Origin of the sequence: Streptomyces sp. NBC_01622, assembly GCF_045209635.1 — a bacterium.
In the GTDB taxonomy this organism is placed as follows: domain Bacteria; phylum Actinomycetota; class Actinomycetes; order Streptomycetales; family Streptomycetaceae; genus Streptomyces.
In genome coordinates, this window is sequence record NZ_CP109293.1 from 3317243 (window position 1) to 3336648 (window position 19406).

The 19406-nt window shown below is 68.8% G+C and carries 12 protein-coding genes, 1 tRNA gene and 1 rRNA gene; 2 read left to right on the top strand and 12 right to left on the bottom strand.

Features of this window, described 5'->3' with window-relative positions:
- Nucleotides 1-22 precede the first annotated feature (22 nt).
- Entirely contained in the window at nt 23-787 is a 765-nt protein-coding gene (locus OH768_RS14730) for an SDR family NAD(P)-dependent oxidoreductase (RefSeq protein WP_406453769.1), read from the top strand.
- Here the strand turns inward: OH768_RS14730 and OH768_RS14735 are convergent.
- The 9 genes from OH768_RS14735 to OH768_RS14775 form a co-directional block, all read right to left on the bottom strand.
- On the bottom strand, nt 735-1028 hold the full coding sequence (locus OH768_RS14735; protein WP_406453771.1) for a hypothetical protein: 294 nt from the start codon (nt 1026-1028) through the stop codon (nt 735-737). The genes OH768_RS14730 and OH768_RS14735 overlap by 53 nt on opposite strands.
- A 259-nt stretch (nt 1029-1287) precedes the next feature.
- Nucleotides 1288-1662 carry a helix-turn-helix domain-containing protein gene (locus OH768_RS14740; protein WP_019075583.1) on the bottom strand — a complete coding sequence of 125 codons (375 nt, stop codon included), beginning with the start codon at nt 1660-1662 and terminating at the stop codon, nt 1288-1290.
- A gap of 109 nt (nt 1663-1771) precedes the next feature.
- Nucleotides 1772-2317 carry a CinA family protein gene (locus tag OH768_RS14745; protein WP_406453773.1) on the bottom strand — a complete coding sequence of 182 codons (546 nt, stop codon included), beginning with the start codon at nt 2315-2317 and terminating at the stop codon, nt 1772-1774.
- Entirely contained in the window at nt 2314-3108 is a 795-nt protein-coding gene (gene pgsA / locus OH768_RS14750; protein WP_406453775.1) for a CDP-diacylglycerol--glycerol-3-phosphate 3-phosphatidyltransferase, read from the bottom strand. Before pgsA ends, OH768_RS14745 begins: the two co-directional genes overlap by 4 nt.
- Complete coding sequence (gene rimO / locus OH768_RS14755; protein WP_406453777.1) at nt 3105-4577, bottom strand: 30S ribosomal protein S12 methylthiotransferase RimO; 1473 nt, start codon at nt 4575-4577, stop codon at nt 3105-3107. Before rimO ends, pgsA begins: the two co-directional genes overlap by 4 nt.
- Before the next feature lie 104 nt (nt 4578-4681).
- On the bottom strand, nt 4682-5542 hold the full coding sequence (locus OH768_RS14760; RefSeq protein ID WP_406453779.1) for a helix-turn-helix domain-containing protein: 861 nt from the start codon (nt 5540-5542) through the stop codon (nt 4682-4684).
- Nucleotides 5543-5808: 266 nt separating this feature from the next.
- Complete coding sequence (locus tag OH768_RS14765; protein ID WP_406453781.1) at nt 5809-8514, bottom strand: DNA translocase FtsK; 2706 nt, start codon at nt 8512-8514, stop codon at nt 5809-5811.
- A 123-nt stretch (nt 8515-8637) separates the two neighbouring features.
- Entirely contained in the window at nt 8638-9321 is a 684-nt protein-coding gene (locus tag OH768_RS14770; RefSeq protein ID WP_200714639.1) for a two-component system response regulator, read from the bottom strand.
- Between the two features lie 286 nt (nt 9322-9607).
- Nucleotides 9608-15079, bottom strand: coding sequence for a HAMP domain-containing protein (locus OH768_RS14775; protein ID WP_406453783.1), 5472 nt, complete (start codon nt 15077-15079; stop codon nt 9608-9610).
- A gap of 384 nt (nt 15080-15463) precedes the next feature.
- Between OH768_RS14775 and OH768_RS14780 the strand changes: the two genes are divergently transcribed.
- Nucleotides 15464-18214 (top strand): SpoIIE family protein phosphatase, encoded by a 2751-nt coding sequence (locus tag OH768_RS14780; protein ID WP_406453785.1) that lies wholly within the window; start codon nt 15464-15466, stop codon nt 18212-18214.
- Between the two features lie 51 nt (nt 18215-18265).
- Here the strand turns inward: OH768_RS14780 and OH768_RS14785 are convergent.
- From OH768_RS14785 to rrf, 3 genes are all read right to left on the bottom strand, one after another.
- Nucleotides 18266-18341, bottom strand: a tRNA-Thr gene (locus tag OH768_RS14785).
- Between the two features lie 95 nt (nt 18342-18436).
- Nucleotides 18437-19099, bottom strand: coding sequence for a DegT/DnrJ/EryC1/StrS family aminotransferase (locus OH768_RS14790; RefSeq protein WP_406465271.1), 663 nt, complete (start codon nt 19097-19099; stop codon nt 18437-18439).
- A gap of 113 nt (nt 19100-19212) precedes the next feature.
- Nucleotides 19213-19329 (bottom strand): 5S ribosomal RNA (rrf, locus tag OH768_RS14795).
- Nucleotides 19330-19406 lie beyond the last annotated feature (77 nt).

Sequence of the window (19406 nt, forward strand, 5' to 3'; positions counted from 1 at the left end):
GAAACCCTCGTACCGTCGCTCCATGCCCGTCAAGGCGTACGACCTCACCGGACGCACCGCTTTCGTCACCGGCGCCGCCAGCGGTATCGGCCGCGCGTCGGCCGCGCTGCTTGCCGAGGCTGGAGCCACCGTGCACTGCGCCGACCGTGACACGCAGGGCCTGCACGAGACGGCGACCCTGATCAAGGACAAGGGCGGCACCGCCCGCACCCACCACCTCGACGTCACCGATCGCACGCAGGTCAGGCAGGCCGTCGCGTCCTGCGAGGAACTGCATGTGATGGCCGCGGTCGCCGGGATCATGCACAGCAGCACGGTGCTGGAGACCCGGGACGAGGATCTCGACCGGGTGCTCAACGTCAACTTCAAGGGGGTGCTGTACGCCTGCCAGGAGGCGGCCCGGCTGATGCTCGACCGCGGCACCAGGGGCAGCATCGTCACCATGGCCTCGGGCGCGATCGACACCGGAGGTTCCGGGCTGCTCTGCTACAGCGCCGCGAAGGCGGCCGTCGTCCAGCTGACGAAGACGCTGGCGACGGAGGTCGGGCGGCACGACATCCGCGTCAACGCCGTCGCACCGGGCTGGATACGCACACCCATGACCGATCACCACGAGGGCGAGGCGCAGGCCCGTACCGAGGCGCTGATGGCCCGGCTGTCGCCGCTGGGCCGGGTAGGTGAGCCGGAGGACATCGCCCACGCCGTGCTGTATCTGGCGTCCGACGCGTCGTCGTTCACGACGGGTCAGATCCTCCGTCCGAACGGGGGCGTGACGATGCCGTGGTGACGGACACCGTCCCGGCGGCCGGCGTCCGCCATGCTTCTCTCCACCGCCCCGTGGCCACGGCTCCCGCCGCCCGCGCCTTGGGCATGCAATGCACCGGGAGCAGACTCAGCCCCCACCCCCAGGCCGCGACCGCCCCCTCCAGCGCATCCGCGTGCGGCGTCAGGGCGAGCCGCAGCACGGCCCACCACCACAGCGCCCCGAGTCCCAGCGCAGCCCCCCGGCGCGCTATCCGCCCCGCCATGGCCACCACCTCCAGCCGGACGCTAGACCGCCGCGGTCATCCGCGAGAGGGCGCATCGACGGCACACGGACGCACCACCCGCCTCAACCATGACCGCAGCGGACCACACCGGCAAACGGACCGCTCCGGCCGCAGAAGGCGCCGTAACGCGAAAAACCCCGACCGTTCCTCCCCAGGTCTCCCCGGAGAAGCCCCGGTCGGGGCTCGCACACATTCTCGACGCCGGTCGGCGTCCCATCGGTCTACACCAGCGTGAGCCTCACGCGGCGACCACGTCCACCGCCTCGGCGGGGGCCTTGATGGTCACCCGTTCCGGTGGCACACCGGTCACCGACACGGAACCCAGCATCGGGCGTACCGACGTGGGCACGGAATCGGTGGCCGCAGCAGACTGGGCCAACTCGGCGAGAGCGAGCTCGTCGCTCACTTCCCGCATGAGCTCGGACATCCGTACGTCCAACGCGTCGCAGATGGCGGAGAGCAGTTCAGAGGAAGCCTCCTTCTGCCCCCGCTCCACCTCGGAGAGATAGCCGAGTGAGACTCGGGCGGACGAGGAGACTTCGCGCAGAGTACGGCCCTGGCGCTGGCGCTGCCGACGCAGCACGTCACCCAGCAGGCGACGGAGCAGAATCATCGGTGGCTCCCTCCTCGGACCGCGTAGCCGCATCCTTCTCGCCCCACCGTACCGCCTTGCGCCGCGGCCGTGCGGGGAGCGATGTCGTGTTCACTCAGGGCTGCAAACATCAAAACCCCCCGTTCTGTTCCGTATCCTGTGCCCGCTCATTCCCGGTCTGTTCGCTCACGAGCCGCTCCAGAAGCAGCGCGAGTACGCTCCGTACACTCTCCATACGAATTTCCGCCCGGCCGCCGTTCAACCGCAGTGCGGCCACTTTCCCGCCACCGGCGGCATCCGAATCCGGACCAAAGGGCCCGTCCACGGCCACGAAAACGGTGCCCACGGGCTGCCCGTCCTGCGGCTCCGGGCCCGCCACGCCGGTCGTCGCAATGCCCCAGTCGGCGCCCAACGCCTTCCGTACGCCGACCGCCATCTGGGCCGCGACCTGCGCGTCTACGGCCCCGTGCTCGGCCAGCAGGGCGGCGTCGACACCGAGCAGTTGGTGCTTCAGCTCGGTGGCGTAGGCGGTGACCGAACCGCGGAAGGCCTTGGAGGCTCCGGGCACCGATGTGATCTCCGCCGCAACCAGACCACCGGTGAGCGACTCGGCGACAGCGAGCGTCGCACCGCTCACGTTCAGTAGTCGCACCACTTCAGTGGCCGTGGAACTCACGCTTCCGTCTCCTCCGACGCCGCCATGCGCTCGGCGATTCCCTGCCTGCGCAGCACAATGGCCTGTCTCACATAGTCGAGTCCGGTCAGCACGGTCAGAACGACCGCCGCGGCCATCACCCAGAACCTCAGGGTGGCCAGCCATCCCGTGAGCGCCAGCACATACATGCCTACGGCCACGCCCTGCGTAAGCGTCTTCAGCTTGCCGCCGCGCGACGCGGGGATGACGCCATACCGGATGACAAGAAAACGCAGCAGCGTGATCCCGAGTTCCCTGCCGAGGATGACGACGGTCACCCACCACGGCAGATCACCGAGCGAGGACAGACAGATCAGCGCCGCGCCCATGATCGCCTTGTCGGCGATGGGGTCGGCGATCTTCCCGAAGTCGGTGACGAGGTCGTACGTGCGCGCCAGATGGCCGTCGAACAGGTCGGTGATCATGGCGATCGCGAACGCCGCCCAGGCGAACGACCGCATCGCCGGGTCATATCCGCCGTCGGCCAGCATCAGCGCGACGAAGCCGGGGACGAGCAGCAGCCGGAGCATGGTCAGGAAGTTGGCGATGTTCCAGACGCTCGCCTGGTTGACGGCGGCGGCGACGACCTTCGCGCCACGCGCCGGCTTGGGGCCACCGGGCACACCGGAGGCGCTGGACGCGGTATCAGCAGAATCACTGCCCGACATCGCGCCGGAAGGGGCGCCACCGGAGGCCGCACCGGAACCCGCGCTCGCGGGCGCGCCGTTCGCGCTGGAGGTGCCGCCCGCCGCCGATGCCGGGACTCCGGTCATCTGCCCGCCTCCTCACTACACGCGAGCGAGCCCAGGAGCGGCTCGGCCACCAGGTCGACACCTTCCGTACCGACCACCTTCGCCTCGACCATACGGCCGACGCTCAGGCCTTCGCCGCTCGTGAGGAGCACCTGGCCGTCCGTCTCCGGCGCCTGGTGCTCGCCGCGGCCGTAGGCGCCGTCCTCGGAGTCCACCGACTCCACCAGCACGTGCACGGTCTCGCCGACACGCTCCTCGGCGCGCTGCGAGACGAGTTCCTCGGCCAGCCGCGAGATGTGCGCGAGCCGCGCGTCCACGACGTCCTGGTCGAGCTTCTTGTCGTACGTCGCCGCCTCCGTGCCCTCCTCGTCGGAGTAGCCGAAGACGCCGATGGCGTCCAGGCGGGCGCCGTTCAGGAAGCGCTCCAGCTCGGCGAGGTCGGCCTCGGTCTCGCCGGGGAAGCCGACGATGAAGTTCGAGCGCACGCCGGCCTGGGGGGCCTTGGAGCGGATGGTGTCGAGCAGTTCGAGGAAGCGGTCGGTGTCGCCGAAGCGGCGCATGGCGCGCAGCACGTCGGGCGCGGAGTGCTGGAAGGACAGGTCGAAGTAGGGCGCGATCTTCGGTGTCGAGGTCAGCACGTCGATGAGCCCGGGGCGCATCTCGGCCGGCTGGAGGTAGCTGACGCGCACTCGCTCCAGGCCCTCGATGTCCGCCAGTTCGGGCAGCAGCGACTCCAGGAGGCGGATGTCGCCCAGGTCCTTGCCGTAGGACGTGTTGTTCTCGGAGACCAGCATGATCTCCTTGACGCCCTGCTCGGCCAGCCAGCGCGTCTCGTTGAGCACGTCGCTGGGGCGGCGGGAGATGAAGGAGCCGCGGAAGGACGGGATGGCGCAGAAGGAGCAGCGCCGGTCGCAGCCGGAGGCCAGCTTCACGGAGGCGACCGGGGAGCCGTCCAGGCGGCGGCGCAGGGGCGCGCGCGGGCCCGAGGCGGGCGCGAGGCCGTCCGGGAGGTCGACCGGGCCGTGGCCGGGCAGCGCGACGTCGGCGGCGGACTCCTGCCGCTCGGCGGGGCTGATCGGCAGCAGCTTGCGGCGGTCGCGCGGGGTGTGCGAGGCGTGGATGCCGCCGTTCAGGATGGTCTGCAGGCGGTCGGAGATGTCGGCGTAGTCGTCGAAGCCGAGCACTCCATCGGCTTCGGGGAGCACCTCGGCGAGTTCCTTGCCGTACCGCTCGGCCATGCAGCCCACCGCCACGACGGCCTGCGTTCTGCCATGCCCCTTGAGGTCGTTGGCTTCCAGGAGGGCGTCGACGGAGTCCTTCTTGGCGGCCTCGACGAAGCCACAGGTGTTGACGACGGCGACGTCCGCGTCCTCGGCGTCCTCCACGAGTTGCCAGCCGTCCGCCTCCAAGCGGCCTGCGAGCTCCTCCGAGTCCACCTCGTTACGGGCGCAGCCAAGAGTGACGAGTGCGACGGTACGGCGTTCAGGCATGGGCTCAAGACTACTTCGTCCCACTGACACCCCACGTCGAAGGGGTTGGCCGATCTTGGCCAACCCCTTGAACAGTCACCCCGTGGGACCGATTGCCGGTCCGCTCATCCGACCTCGGGGTCGCCCTTCGTGTAGGTGAGGCGCTCCACCGCTCCGGGCTGGAAGTCGTCCTCGATCTTCTTGCCGTTGACGTAGAGCTGGATCGCACCGGCGTCGCCGAGGATCAGGTTGACCTTCGAGCTGTCCTGGAAGGTCTTGGACTCGCCCTTCTTGAGGAGTCCGTCGAAGAGCATCCGGCCGTTGTGGTCCTTGGCGGAGATCCAGCTGCGGCCGTCGACCGCGGTCACCTGGACCGTCACCTTGTCCTGCGGAGCGGCGGCGATAGCGCTGTCGGAGGGGTCGGACTTGGGGGTGGCGGAGTCGGTGTTCGAGGGTGTCGGCTTGGCGGGTTTGCTGGCGCTGGGCGAGGCTCCCTGGGCGACCTGCGACTTGGCGTCGCTGTCGCTGTCGCCGCCCTTGAAGGCGGTGAATCCGACGAAGCCGACCACCGCGACGATCGCGGCGACCATGGCGGCGGTCCAGTTGGGCCCGCGCCGCTCCGGACGGATACGTTCCGCCTCGAAGAGAGGTGCCGCCGGCGTCGGGGCCGGACGTCCGCCGTGATCGTCGTCGTAGCGCGCGAGGAGCGGGGCGGGATCGATGTGGACGGCCTTGGCGAGGGTCCGGATGTGCCCGCGCGCGTAGACGTCACCGCCGCAGGGCGTGAAGTCGTCGGCCTCGATGGCGTGCACGATGGCGATGCGGACCCGGGTGACACTGCTGACGTCGTCGACGGTCAGCCCGGCGGCGATACGTGCCTGTTGCAGGGCTCGGCCGACGGAAGGGCGGGCTGCTTCCTCATGACCGTCTTCGGAGCGACCGTCTTCGAACGGAGGCTCGTCTTGAGGGGAGTTGCCGATGGACACGGGGGCGCCTTTCGAGCGTGTAGCCGCCTGTGCTGGAGGTTCAGTCTAGGGGGGGTATGAAAGGGTGGGGCAACCGGGCGGTGGGACTTTGTACGCCATCGGTATGGCCGGACAGGCCGATGGCGGGCCAGACACGGACCCCATGGTGGGAACCCCATCTGTCCTCTCGCTCAGCTTGACGTACGGCAAAGGGAAACGGTTGCCCGACCATCTCTAACGGGTGAGTCACGGCCGGTCGCACCCCTTCGGGAACCGCCTACCCGCTCCTAGCCTTCAGACTCCCCGCGGATCACCGCGAGCACGCCGTCCAGCTCGTCACCCTTCACAAGAACGTCACGCGCCTTGGACCCCTCGCTGGGCCCGACTATGCCCCGGGACTCCATGAGGTCCATGAGCCGCCCGGCCTTGGCGAAGCCGACGCGCAGCTTGCGCTGGAGCATCGAGGTGGACCCGAACTGCGTGGACACGACCAGCTCGGCCGCCTGGCACAGCAGGTCGAGGTCGTCGCCGATGTCCTCGTCGATCTCCTTCTTCTGCTTGGTGCCGACGGTGACGTCCTCCCGGAAGACGGGGGTCATCTGGTCCTTGCAGTGCTGCACGACGGCGTGGATCTCGTCCTCGGTGACGAAGGCGCCCTGCATACGGGTGGGCTTGTTCTGACCCATCGGCAGGTAAAGCCCGTCGCCCTTGCCGATCAGCTTCTCCGCGCCGGGCTGGTCGAGGATGACCCGGGAGTCGGCGAGCGAGGAGGTGGCGAACGCGAGCCTGGAGGGCACGTTCGCCTTGATCAGACCGGTGACGACGTCCACGGAGGGGCGCTGCGTCGCGAGCACCAGGTGGATGCCGGCCGCGCGCGCGAGCTGCGTGATGCGCACGATCGAGTCCTCGACGTCCCTCGGGGCGACCATCATCAGGTCGGCCAGCTCGTCGACGATCACTAGGAGGTACGGATAGGTCTTGAGCTCCCGCTCGCTGCCCTCCGGGGTCTTCAGTTTGCCGTCGCGGATCGCCTGGTTGAAGTCGTCGATGTGCCGGTACCCGAAGGCCGCGAGGTCGTCATACCTGAGGTCCATCTCGCGTACGACCCACTGGAGCGCCTCGGCGGCCCGCTTCGGGTTGGTGATGATAGGCGTGATCAGGTGCGGGATGCCCTCGTAGGCGGTCAGTTCGACGCGCTTGGGGTCGACGAGGACCATGCGGACGTCCTCGGGGGTCGCGCGGCACATGATCGACGTGATCAGACAGTTGATGCAGGACGACTTGCCGGAGCCGGTGGCGCCGGCCACCAGGATGTGCGGCATCTTCGCCATGTTGGCCATGACGTAGCCGCCCTCGACGTCCTTGCCGAGCGCCACGAGCATCGGGTGATCGTCCTCGGCCGCGTCCGCGAGGCGCAGGACGTCTCCTACGTTGACCATCTCCCGGTCCGTGTTCGGGATCTCGATGCCGACCGCGGACTTGCCGGGGATCGGGCTGATGATCCGCACATCGGGGCTGGCGACGGCGTAGGCGATGTTCTTGGTGAGGGCGGTGATCCGCTCGACCTTGACGGCGGGGCCGAGCTCCACCTCGTAGCGGGTGACCGTGGGCCCGCGCGTGAAGCCGGTGACCGCGGCGTCGACCTTGAACTCGGAGAAGACGTTCGTCAGGGAGGCGACCACGGCGTCGTTCGCGGCGCTGCGCGCCTTGCCGGGGCCCCCGCGTGTGAGGAGGTCGAGCGAGGGCAGCGAGTACGTGATGTCGCCGGAGAGCTGGAGCTGCTCGGCGCGCGGCGGGAGGTCCCGGACCTCCTCCGGGGCCGCCTTCGTGAGGTCCATGACCTCGGCCTTGAGCTTCTCCTGCTTGGGGCGCGCGGCGGGGGCCGGGACGGGCGTCGGGGTGGTGTCCTCGCGGTCGCCTCCCACCCGTACGCCCTGGGTGAGGTCGGCGACGATCGGCGAGGGCGGCATACCGTGCAGGACAGCCCCGTCGAGGGCCGCTGCGGCGGCCGCTGCGACGTCCACGGCGTCCATGGGGCGGTGCATCTCGGGCTGGGGCACCGCGGAGCGCCTGGGGCGGCTCCGGCGCCTGGTGAGGGCCTCCTGCTCTGCGCTGTCGGGGTCGTACACCTCGGGGTCGCTCCCGCGCTTGCGGGAGCGCGCGGGCAGCGCCTCGCGCCACTGCTCGTCGTAGCGCTCGTCGTCCTCGCCGAACTCCTCCTCGTCCTCCGGATCGTGGACGATGCCCAGCTTCACCCCGAGCAGCCGCAGGCGCTGCGGGATGGCGTTGACGGGTGTGGCCGTGACGACCAGCAGCCCGAAGATCGTGAGCAGCACGAGCAGGGGTACGGCGAGCACCTCGCCCATGGTGTAGGTCAGCGGGGTCGCCACACCCCAGCCGATGAGGCCGCCGGCGTCCCTTATCGCCTGCATGCCGTCGCTACGGGCGGGCGCGCCGCAGGCGATGTGGACCTGGCCGAGGACGCCGATGACGAGCGCTGACAGACCGATCACGATCCGGCCGTTGGCCTCGGGCTTCTCCGGGTGCCGGATGAAGCGCACGGCGATCACCGCGAGCAGTATCGGCACGAGCAGGTCGAGGCGGCCGAAGGCGCCCGTCACCAGGATCTCGACGAGGTCGCCGACCGGGCCGCGCAGGTCGGCCCAGGTGCCTGCAGCGACGATCAGGGCGAAGCCGAACAGGAGCAGCGCGACGCCGTCCTTGCGATGCGCGGGGTCGAGGTTCTTCGCGCCCTGCCCTATGCCGCGGAACACGGCGCCGACGGCGTGCGCGGTGCCGAGCCAGATGGCGCGCACGAGTTTGACGATGCCACCGGTGGGGCTGGGCGCGGGCTTGGGCGCCGGACGGGCGGTCTTCTTGGCGACCGCCTTCTTCGCCGGCGCCCTTTTCGCGGCGGCCTTCTTCGCCGGAGCCTTCGCCGGAGCAGCCCTCTTGGCGGGCTGCTTCTTGGCTGCGGAGGGACGTGAGGCCATAGGTGTGAGGTTACCTGTGGAGAGCGCAGGGGACACGTGTGCCCACTGCTTCACCCGTTCGTGTCGCCCGTACGGGACGGGGAACTGACGCGCGCTCACGCACAACTGCGCCCGCGGCGGACGTCAGTTCTGTGACGGGAGCGAAGGCGCTCCGGTGCCGGTGCCCGGCTCCAGGGCGTCGAGTGCCCTGCGCAGCCCGGTGAGTTTGCGTTCGAGATGGGCCGCGGTGGCCACGGCCGCCGCGTCCGCCGACTCGTCGTCGAGCTGCTTGGACAGCGCCTCGGCCTGCTCCTCGACGGCCGCGAGCCGCGCCGACAGCTCGGCGAGCAGTCCGGCCGGTTCCTTGGCCGCGCCGACCGCGGGCTTGCCGCCGCCCTCCAGCTGGAGCCGCAACAGGGCCGCCTGCTCCCGCAGTTGGCAGTTCTTCATGTACAGCTCGACGAAGACCGAGACCTTCGCGCGCAGCACCCACGGGTCGAACGGCTTGGAGATGTAGTCGACCGCGCCCGCCGCGTAACCCCGGAAGGTGTGGTGCGGGCCGTGGTTGATCGCGGTGAGGAAGATGATCGGGATGTCCCGGGTCCGCTCCCGTCGCTTGATGTGCGCGGCGGTTTCGAAACCGTCCATGCCCGGCATCTGGACGTCCAGCAGAATGACCGCGAAGTCGTCCGTGAGCAGTGCTTTGAGCGCTTCCTCCCCGGACGATGCCCGAACCAGTGTCTGATCGAGCGCAGAGAGGATGGCCTCCAGCGCAAGCAGATTCTCCGGCCGGTCATCGACCAGAAGGATCTTGGCCTTCTGCACCATGGCCCGCCCTCCTCGCCCCGGATGTGCACCGGGCGCCGCCCCAGAGGACGGCTCTCTTGCGCCGCCCGTCCTTGTGCCGGTCATGGTAGCCGCACCCCGCCTGTCGCCACACCCTGTCACCGCGATGTCACTGTGCACGAAGCAGAAACGTAGCGGGAGACCAGAAGGTTCCCCGAATCCCGTGCTTCTACACGGCTGCGGACACACTGAGTCAGCAACTCCGCGCGCACACCGGACGTTCCCCGCACCGTTCCCACCGCTTTCCCGTCAGGCTCGGTCGTTTCCCTCACTCCGGACGCATCCACTGCTCCATCACCGACAGCAGGTGATCGGGATCGACCGGCTTGGTGACGTAGTCCGAGGCGCCGGACTCGATCGCCTTCTCCCGGTCGCCCTTCATCGCCTTCGCGGTCAGCGCGATGATCGGAAGCCCGGCGAACTGCGGCATCCTGCGGATCGCGGTCGTCGTCGCGTATCCGTCCATCTCGGGCATCATGATGTCCATCAGAACGACCGTCACATCGTCGTGCTGCTCCAGGACTTCGATGCCCTCACGGCCGTTCTCCGCGTACAGCACGGACAGCCCGTGCTGCTCCAGGACGCTCGTCAGCGCGAAGACGTTGCGGATGTCGTCGTCGACGATCAGCACCTTCTCCCCGTTGAACCGGATGCCCCGGCGTGACGCCGACGCCGCCTCCTCGGCGGCCCACTGGTCACGCACCGTCTGCCCCAGCTGCGGCGCGGACCGCTCAATCGCCCTACGACGCCTCCTGAAGAGCGCGGCGGCACCGTTCTGCGTCTCGTGGTACGACTTCACCTCGGCCGGCGTCTCGATGTCCACCTCGCTCCGCTCCGACAGCTCGGCGAGCTCCGCGGCGGAGGACGCCACGAGGTCACCCGCCTCCAGCGCGGGCAGCTGCTGGTAGCCCTGCGGGGGCAGTTCACTCGGGTGCAGCGGCAAATACAGCGTGAACGTCGAACCGCGACCCGGTTCGCTCTGCGCGAAGATCTCACCGCCGAGCAGCTGCGCGATCTCGCGGGAGATGGACAGCCCGAGGCCCGTACCGCCGTACTTGCGGCTGGTCGTGCCGTCCGCCTGCTTGAACGCCTCGAAGATGACCCGCATCTTGCTGCCTGCGATCCCGATGCCGGTGTCGGTCACCGAGAACGCGATCAGGTCGGCGTCCGCGTCCCGCAGCGAACCGGCCTCCAGGAGCTGCTCCCTGATGGCCACCGGCACATCCGCGCCGGCCGGCCGGATGACCAGTTCGACCGCCCCGGAGTCGGTGAACTTCACCGCGTTGGACAGCAGGTTGCGCAGCACCTGGAGCAGCCGCTGCTCGTCGGTGTGGAGCGTGGCGGGCAGTTCCGGCGACACCCGGACGGACAGGTCGAGGCCCTTCTCCGCGGTCAGCGGGCGGAAAGTGGCCTCTACGTAGTCGACGAGTTGGACGAGCGCGATGCGCGTCGGGGAGACGTCCATCTTGCCCGCCTCGACCTTCGACAGGTCCAGGATGTCGTTGATCAGCTGAAGCAGGTCGGACCCCGCGCCGTGGATCGTCTCGGCGAACTCGACCTGCTTCGGGGAGAGGTTCCCCTCCGCGTTGTCGGCGAGCAACTTGGCCAGGATGAGGAGCGAGTTGAGCGGTGTGCGCAGCTCATGCGACATGTTGGCGAGGAACTCGCTCTTGTAGCGCATCGACACGGCGAGCTGCTCGGCGCGCTCCTCCAGGACCTGCCGGGCCTCTTCGATCTCGGTGTTCTTCACCTCGATGTCCCGGTTCTGCTGGGCCAGCAGCTCGGCCTTTTCCTCCAGTTCGGCGTTGGACGACTGGAGTGCCTTCTGCCGGTTCTCCAACTCGGCCGACCGCTCCTGGAGTTGCTCGGTCAGCTCCTGGGACTGCTTCAGCAGCAGCTCCGTCTTGGTGTTGACGGAGATGGTGTTGACGCTGGTCGCGATCATCTCGGCGATCTGGTTGAGGAAGTCCTTCTGGATCTGCGTGAAGGGCGTGAAGGAGGCCAGTTCGATGACGCCGAGCACCTTTCCCTCGAACAGCACCGGCAGCACGATCACCTGTGCGGGCGGCGCCTCCCCGAGCCCCGAGGAGATCTTCAGATAGCCGCTGGGCGCGTTCTCCACGAGGATCGTGCGCCGCTCCTGGGCTGCCGTCCCGATCAGCGCCTCACCGGGCCTGAACGACGTCGGCATGGAGCCCATCGAGTAGCCGTAGGACCCGAGCATGCGCAGTTCGTACGCCTCCTCGCCCTCGGCGTCCGCCAGGGGCAGCGCGAGGAAGAACGCCCCGTGCTGCGCGGAGACCACCGGCGTCAGCTCGCTCATGATCAGCGAGGCGACGTCGTCCAGGTCGCGGCGGCCCTGCATCAGTGCGGAGATGCGGGCGAGGTTGCCCTTGAGCCAGTCCTGCTCCTTGTTGGCGATCGTGGTGTCGCGCAGGTTGGCGATCATCTTGTTGATGTAGTCCTGGAGTTCCTGGATCTCGCCGGACGCGTCCACGTCGATCTTCAGGTTCAGGTCGCCCCGGGTCACCGCGGTCGCCACGCGCGCGATGGCACGCACCTGCCGGGTCAGGTTCCCGGCCATCTCGTTCACCGACTCGGTGAGGTCGCGCCAGGTGCCGTCGACGTCACGCACGCGTGCCTGACCGCCGAGCTGGCCCTCGGTGCCCACCTCGCGGGCCACCCGGGTCACCTCCTCGGCGAAACTGGACAGCTGATCAACCATGGTGTTGATCGTCGTCTTGAGTTCCAGGATCTCGCCGCGGGCGTCAATGTCGATCTTCTTGGTCAAGTCGCCCTTGGCGATGGCCGTGGTGACCATCGCGATGTTGCGCACCTGACCGGTCAGGTTGGACGCCATGCCGTTCACCGAGTCGGTGAGGTCCTTCCAGGTGCCCGCCACACCCGGGACATGCGCCTGGCCGCCCAGGATGCCGTCGGTGCCCACCTCACGGGCCACCTTGGTGACCTGGTCGGCGAACGAACTCAGCGTCTTCACCATGGTGTTGAAGGTGTCGGCGAGCTGCTGGACCTCGCCGCGCGCCTCGATCGTCACCGTCCGGGTCAGGTCGCCGTTGGCGACGGCCGCCGCGACCTGGGAGATGTTCCGCACCTGCATGGTCAGGTTGTTGGCCATCAGGTTGACGTTGCCGCTGAGGTCCTTCCAGATGCCCGTGATGCCCGGCACATGCGCCTGGCCGCCCAGAATCCCTTCGGTGCCCACCTCGCGGGCCACGCGGGTCACCTGCTCGGCGAACGACGAGAGTTGATCAACCATGGTGTTGACCGTCGTGACGAGCTCAAGGATCTCGCCCTTCGCGTCAACAGTGATCTTCTTGGACAGGTCGCCCTTGGCGACGGCGGTCGTGACCTCGGCGATCTGGCGCACCTGAATGGTCAGGTTGTTCGCCATGAAGTTCACCGACTGCGTGAGGTCCTTCCAGGTGCCGGAGACGCCCTGCACCTCGGCCTGACCGCCCAACTGGCCCTCGGTGCCCACCTCGCGGGCCACTCGCGTGACCTCCTCGGCGAACGAGGACAGCTGGTCGACCATCGTGTTCAGGGTGTTCTTCAGCTCCAGGATCTCGCCGCGCGCGTCCACGGTGATCTTCTGGGACAGGTCACCCCGGGCCACCGCCGTCGCGACCTGCGCGATGTTGCGCACCTGAGCGGTGAGGTTGCCGGCCATGCCGTTCACGGAGTCGGTCAGGTCGCGCCACACACCGGCGACACCCGGCACCTGCGCCTGCCCGCCGAGCCGGCCCTCCGTACCCACCTCGCGGGCCACCCGGGTCACCTGGTCGGCGAACGCGGACAGTTGATCGACCATCGTGTTGATGGTGTTCTTCAGCTCCAGGATCTCGCCGCGCGCGTCCACGTCGATCTTCTGAGACAGGTCGCCCTGGGCCACCGCCGTCGTCACCTGGGCGATGTTGCGCACCTGGGAGGTCAGGTTCCCGGCCATCGAGTTGACGGAGTCGGTGAGTTCCTTCCAGGTGCCCGAGACGCCGTCCACGCGCGCCTGCCCGCCGAGCCGGCCCTCGGTGCCCACGTCCCGGGCCATCCGGGTCACCTGGTCGGCGAACGACGACAGTTGGTCGACCATCGTGTTGACGGTGTTCTTCAACTGAAGCATCTCGCCGGACACATCGACGGTGACCTTCTGGGAGAGGTCTCCGTTGGCCACGGCCGTCGTCACCTGGGCGATGTTGCGCACCTGGCCGGTGAGGTTGCGGAATGCAGTGTTGACCGAGTCGGTCAAGTCCTTCCATGTACCCGCCGCGCCCGGCACCTGCGCCTGGCCGCCCAGTTCACCCTCGACACCGATCTCGCGCGCCACGCGCGTGACCTCGGCGCCGAACGAGGACAGTTGATCGACCATCCCGTTGACGGTGTTCTTCAGCTCCAGCATCTCGCCGGCGACGTTCACGGTGACCTTCTGGGACAGGTCACCGCTGGCCACCGCGGTCGTCACGGCGGCGATGTCCCGCACCTGGATCGTCAGGTTCCGGAACACCGTGTTCACCGAATCGGTGAGGTCCTTCCACGTCCCCGCCGCACCCGGCACGTTCGCCTGCCCGCCGAGCTGCCCCTCGGCACCGACCTCGTTGGCCACACGCGTGACCTCGTCGGCGAAGGTGCGCAGCGTCTCGGTCATCTGGTTGATCGTCTCGGCGAGCTGGGCGACCTCGCCCCGCGCCGACACGGTCACCTTCTGCGACAGGTCACCGTTGGCGACAGCCGTCGTCACCTGGGCGATCCCGCGGACCTGGGCCGTCAGGTTGCCGGCCATGATGTTCACCGAGTCGGTGAGGTCTTTCCACACCCCGGCCACACCCGGCACCTGCGCCTGGCCGCCGAGTTCGCCCTCGGTGCCCACCTCGCGGGCGACTCGGGTCACCTCGGAGGAGAACGACGACAGCTGGTCCACCATCGTGTTGACGGTGTTCTTCAGTTCCAGCATCTCGCCGGCGACATGAACGGTGACCTTCCGCGACAGGTCGCCCTTCGCGACCGCCGTGGTCACCAGCGCGATGTCCCGCACCTGGGCCGTCAGCCGGTACGCCATCGTGTTGACGGACTCCGTGAGGTCCTTCCAGGAGCCGGACATGCCACGCACGCGTGCCTGCCCGCCGAGCTTGCCCTCGGTGCCCACCTCGCTGGCCACGCGTGTGACCTCGTCGGTGAACGTCGACAGCTGGTCGACCAGATTGTTGACGGTCCGCCCGACCTTCAGGAACTCACCGCGCAGCGGATGCCCGTTCCCGTCGTCCTGCGCCTGTGTCCGCAGCTCCATGCGTGGCGACAGATCACCCTCCGCCACCGCGGAGAGCACCCGTCCGACCTCGGAGACGGGCCGTACGAGGTCGTCAACGAGGGCGTTGGAGGCATCGATGGCCGAGGCCCAGGAACCCTCGCAGGCGCCCGTCTCCAGCCGCTCCGTGAGCTTTCCCTCACGGCCGACCATGCGCCGTACCCGCGACAGCTCACCCGTGAGGTGCAGATTGCGGTCGGCCACCTCGTTGAACACGGCGGCGATCTCCGACATCACGCCGTCGCCGGACACCGTGAGCCGCTTGCGGAAGTTCCCGTCCCGCATGGCGACCAGAGCGGTCAGCAGCCGGTCCAAGGAGGCCGCGTCCACTTCCGTGGTCCCATTGCGCGGTTTGCGCTGGTTCTTCAGGGACTGTCCGCCTTTCGCGCGCGTCTTGGTGGCCCGCGTCGCTGCGCCAGACTCCACTGTGTCCCTCCCGCAGGGGTCGACCGTTACTGCTAGTGCTGTGCTGGGTACTGCTGCTCGGCGTATCAGTCACTGCCGCGTATCTCTGCCCTGTTTACCGGCCTTCAACAAGGCCTGCTGCCCGCAGTACACAGAAGACACCCGGCCTGCCCGGACCTTCACCAGAATCCTGCCCAGTGTTTCACCCTGCCTGAACCAGGCCATAACAGTTCGGCAGCTTCGCACACGGTCCGCACACCCTGAGGACGGAAACACGGCGGACCGGCATCCGTATGGACGGTGAAGGTAAGTAACCTTGCATGCGGCTGTCCAGCCGCGCCGGTTCCGTCCGGCCTGGGCGGTGGCACGAGCACGAGCGGGCAGGCATCGGAGGGGCACCGCACCATGACCACCGGACTGCATCCTGGAGGAACGCCCCAGGATCCCCCGCCGACCGGGAACCAGCCGTTGCCCCGGCAGGCGCCGATCGGCCATGGGCCCCTGCCCGCCGACAACAGGCCGAGGAGTTCTGTGATCACCGCGCGCGCGGCAGCCAGCTTCGAGCCCGTCGGACGATCGGTCGCCACCGCGCGGTCCTTCGTCCGCGACACCCTGCAGGGCTGGGGCTTCGCCGACATCGTCGACGACGCCGTGGTCCTCACCAGCGAACTGGTGACCAACGCCGTGGTCCACGCGGGCACGGCTGCGGATGTTCTGTGCCTACGGAGTGACGACGGTGTGCGGATCGAGGTCGCCGACCACTATCCGGAACGCGAAATCCCCCTCCAGGGGGCCGCGATCACCATGAGCAGCCCCGACCGCGAGGGCGGACGCGGCCTCCAGCTGTGCGCGGCCCTCGCCAGCCGCTGGGGCGTCGACTACACCCCCACACAGAAGCTGGTCTGGTTCCAACTCGACCTCCCCGCCCGCCCGGTGGGCACCCGCGCGGCCGGCCCGTCCCTGCCGGCCGCCCTGCTCCCGCTCGCCGACGGCAGGGTCCGCGTCGCGGTCGTCCAGATCGACCGTACGGGCTCCATCGCGTCCTGGAACGAGGACGCCGAGGAACTCTTCGGCTACGCCGCCGAGCAGGTCACCGGCAAGCCCCTGACCGACCTCGCGGCCTGGCCGCACACCCCGGGCACCAGCACCGGCATCGCCGAGGCACTGCGTCTCTCCCGCTGGGAGGGCAGTTACGGCATCCGCGGCGCCGACGGCCGCGTGAACCCGGTGTACGCCTCCCACCTCCGCGTCCGCGACACCGGCGGCGAGCCGTCAACCGTGTGCCTCCTGGTAAGGGACCACGAACGCGCGGTTCTGCAGACCCCGTTGCGGGGCCCCGCCCCCGACGCGGCGTCCACCCCGGACGGCCAGAACACCGACCCCTTCGAAGTGTTCATCGGCTCCCCCGCGCCGGACGACCTCGACGGCCTCCTCCAGCGCACGGTCGAACGCGCCCGCGACATGCTCGACGGGGACTCCGCCTTCCTCCTCCTCGCGACGGACGACGAAACGGAGTTGGAGGTCCGCGCCTCCACCGGCCTGCCCTCCGCCCGCCAACGCTTCGCGCGCGTGCCTGTCGAGGCGGGCCCCGGCCGCTACGGCTCCGCCCGCATGCCGGCCGTCCACGAGGACCTCCAGGCCGTCCCGGGCGCCGTACCGCTCCTCAGCGGCACCGGAATGCGCTCGGTCGTCACCGTCCCCCTCAAGGTCGAGGGCCGCCTCACCGGCTCCCTGGGAGTCGCCGCCGAAGGCCCCAACAAATACTCGAACGAAGAAGCCCTTCGCCTCCAATTCGCCGCCGACCGCATCGCGTTGGCGGTCGAGTCGGCCCGCCTGGGCGAACTCGAACGCCTGCGCCGCGGCTCACTCAGCTTCCTGGTCGAGGCCTCCGACCTCCTCGCCGGCACCCTGGACCGCGATCAAACCCTCGCCCTCATGGCCCAGATGACCGTCCCGACCCTCGCCACCTGGTGCGCGGTCTACACGATCGCCGACCAGGCCTCCGACCCGTACCTCTCGTACGTCCTGCACGAGGACGAGGAACTCATCGACGGCATCAAGTCCTTGCTCTCGAAGATCGCCCCTCCGGACCCGGTACCCACCCCCGGCGCCCGCGTCTGGGCCGCCCCCGCCGAGGCCGCCCACCAGGCGGCCCTACGCACCTCCATGCGCAGCCTCGGCCTAGGCGAACCGACCCGCCGCGTCAGCTCGGGCATCGGCCCAACTCTCGCTACGGCCTCGGCAGTCGGCGGCGAGACGGTGGTCCTCCCCCTGGTCGCCCGCAACCGCGTCATCGGCATGCTGACCCTGGGCAAGCCCACGGACGAACACTTCCGCCAGGAAATTCTGGAACTGGCCGAGGACTTGAGCCGCCGTGCCGCCCTCGCCCTCGACAACGCCCGCCTGTACTCGGAGCGCACGGCCATCAGCCAGTCCCTCCAGCGCAGCCTCCTGCCCCCCGACCTCCCCCACATCGAGGGCGTCGAGGTCGAGGTCATCTATCGCGCGGCAGGCGAGGGCAACGAAGTGGGCGGCGACTTCTACGACCTCTTCCCCATCCGCGACGGCGTCTACGGCTTCGCTATCGGCGACGTCTGCGGCACAGGACCCGAGGCAGCCGCGGTCACCGGCCTGGCCCGCCACGCCCTCCGCCTGCTCGCCAGAGAGGGCTTCGGCGGCCCCGCGGTCCTGGAGCGCCTCAACTCCGCGATCCTCGACGAGGGCGCCCGCAGCCGATTCCTGACACTCCTCTACGGCGAGTTGTGGCCCCAGGAGGACGGCAGCGCCAAGCTGAAGGTGGTCTGCGCCGGCCACCCCCTCCCGCTCCGCCTGCGCCAGGACGGCACGGTCGAACCGGCCGCCGAACCGCAGCCCCTCCTCGGCGTCATGGACGACCTGGAGCTCTACGAGCAGACGGTCACCCTCGACCCGGGCGACGTCCTCCTGTGCGTCACGGACGGCGTCACCGAACGCCGCGAAGGCACCCGCATGCTGGGCGACGACGGCCTCACTGACGTCCTCACAACCTGTACGGGCCTCACGGCCGGAGCAGTCGCGGCCCGCATCATGCGCGCGGTCGAACGCTTCGCGTCGGACGCCCCGTCCGACGACATGGCCATCCTCGCCATGCGGGTCCCGGGCCTCCAGAAGGACTGACACCCGAACACGCAAAAGGCCCCGCCCAATTGGGCGGGGCCTTTCAGTTAATGGAGCCCTCTAACGGAATCGAACCGTTGACCTTCTCCTTACCATGGAGACGCTCTACCGACTGAGCTAAGAGGGCCTGTCGCTTTCCCGAGGCTTCCCTCGCGGCGACGAAAAGAATCATACCCCGAACAGGCCCGTGCGCCCAACCACCGCCACCCGACCCCGACTCGGTCAGAAAGCGGGCTGCAGCAGTCCCCCGAGCGCGTTGCACGCAGAAACGATCCGCTGCATCTCCCGCTTCGTCAACGACGCGTCGACCGGCAGCGCGAGCGTCTCGTCCGCGGCCCGCTCGGTCTCCGGCAGCGCCACACACCGCCGGAACTCCGGCAGCCGGTGCACAGGTGTCTTCACCGGCACCCGGCACTCAACTCCCCTGCCCCGCACGGCGCGAGCGAAGGCATCGCGATCCGGCCGCCCGTTCCCCGGCACCCGCACGATGTACTGCTGGTAGGTGTGCCCGTCCCCACCATCGGGCGTCCGCACCCCACGCAACTTCGCATCAAGGTAGGAGGCCCGCTCCCGCCGCTGAGCCACCTCGTCGTACGGCGCCTCGGACTCCCCCTGCTGCAACACCAGCAGCCCATGCCGCTGCCCAACCCCGAGCAGCCGCGCCATATCAGCCGACCGACCGAATCGATGTACGACAACTATCGCCGCCGTACGCGGAGTTACGGCCGCTTCGACAGCGGACGCATCGAGGCAGTAGGTCACCGGATCTATGTCGGCGAACACCGGCAGGCCACCCGCGAGAGTGACGGCCTCGGCGACTTCCACGTTCCCGAACGCCGGCACGACGACCTCGTCACCGAGTCCGACGCCTGCGGCCCTGAGCATTGCAGCAGTACCCATGCTCGGATGGTGATTGCGCAATGTGAACTTCAAGTGACGCCCAACAAAAAAAGGTTGGACCCCGAACCGAAGTTCAGGATCCAACCCTCTCAATATTTGTTCGGCGGCGTCCTACTCTCCCACAGGGTCCCCCCTGCAGTACCATCGGCGCTGTAAGGCTTAGCTTCCGGGTTCGGAATGTAACCGGGCGTTTCCCTCACGCTATGACCACCGAAACACTATGAAACACATCAACCGCACCACACCCGTGACCATGGGCATGGGGTTGTTCGTGGTTTCAGAACCAACACAG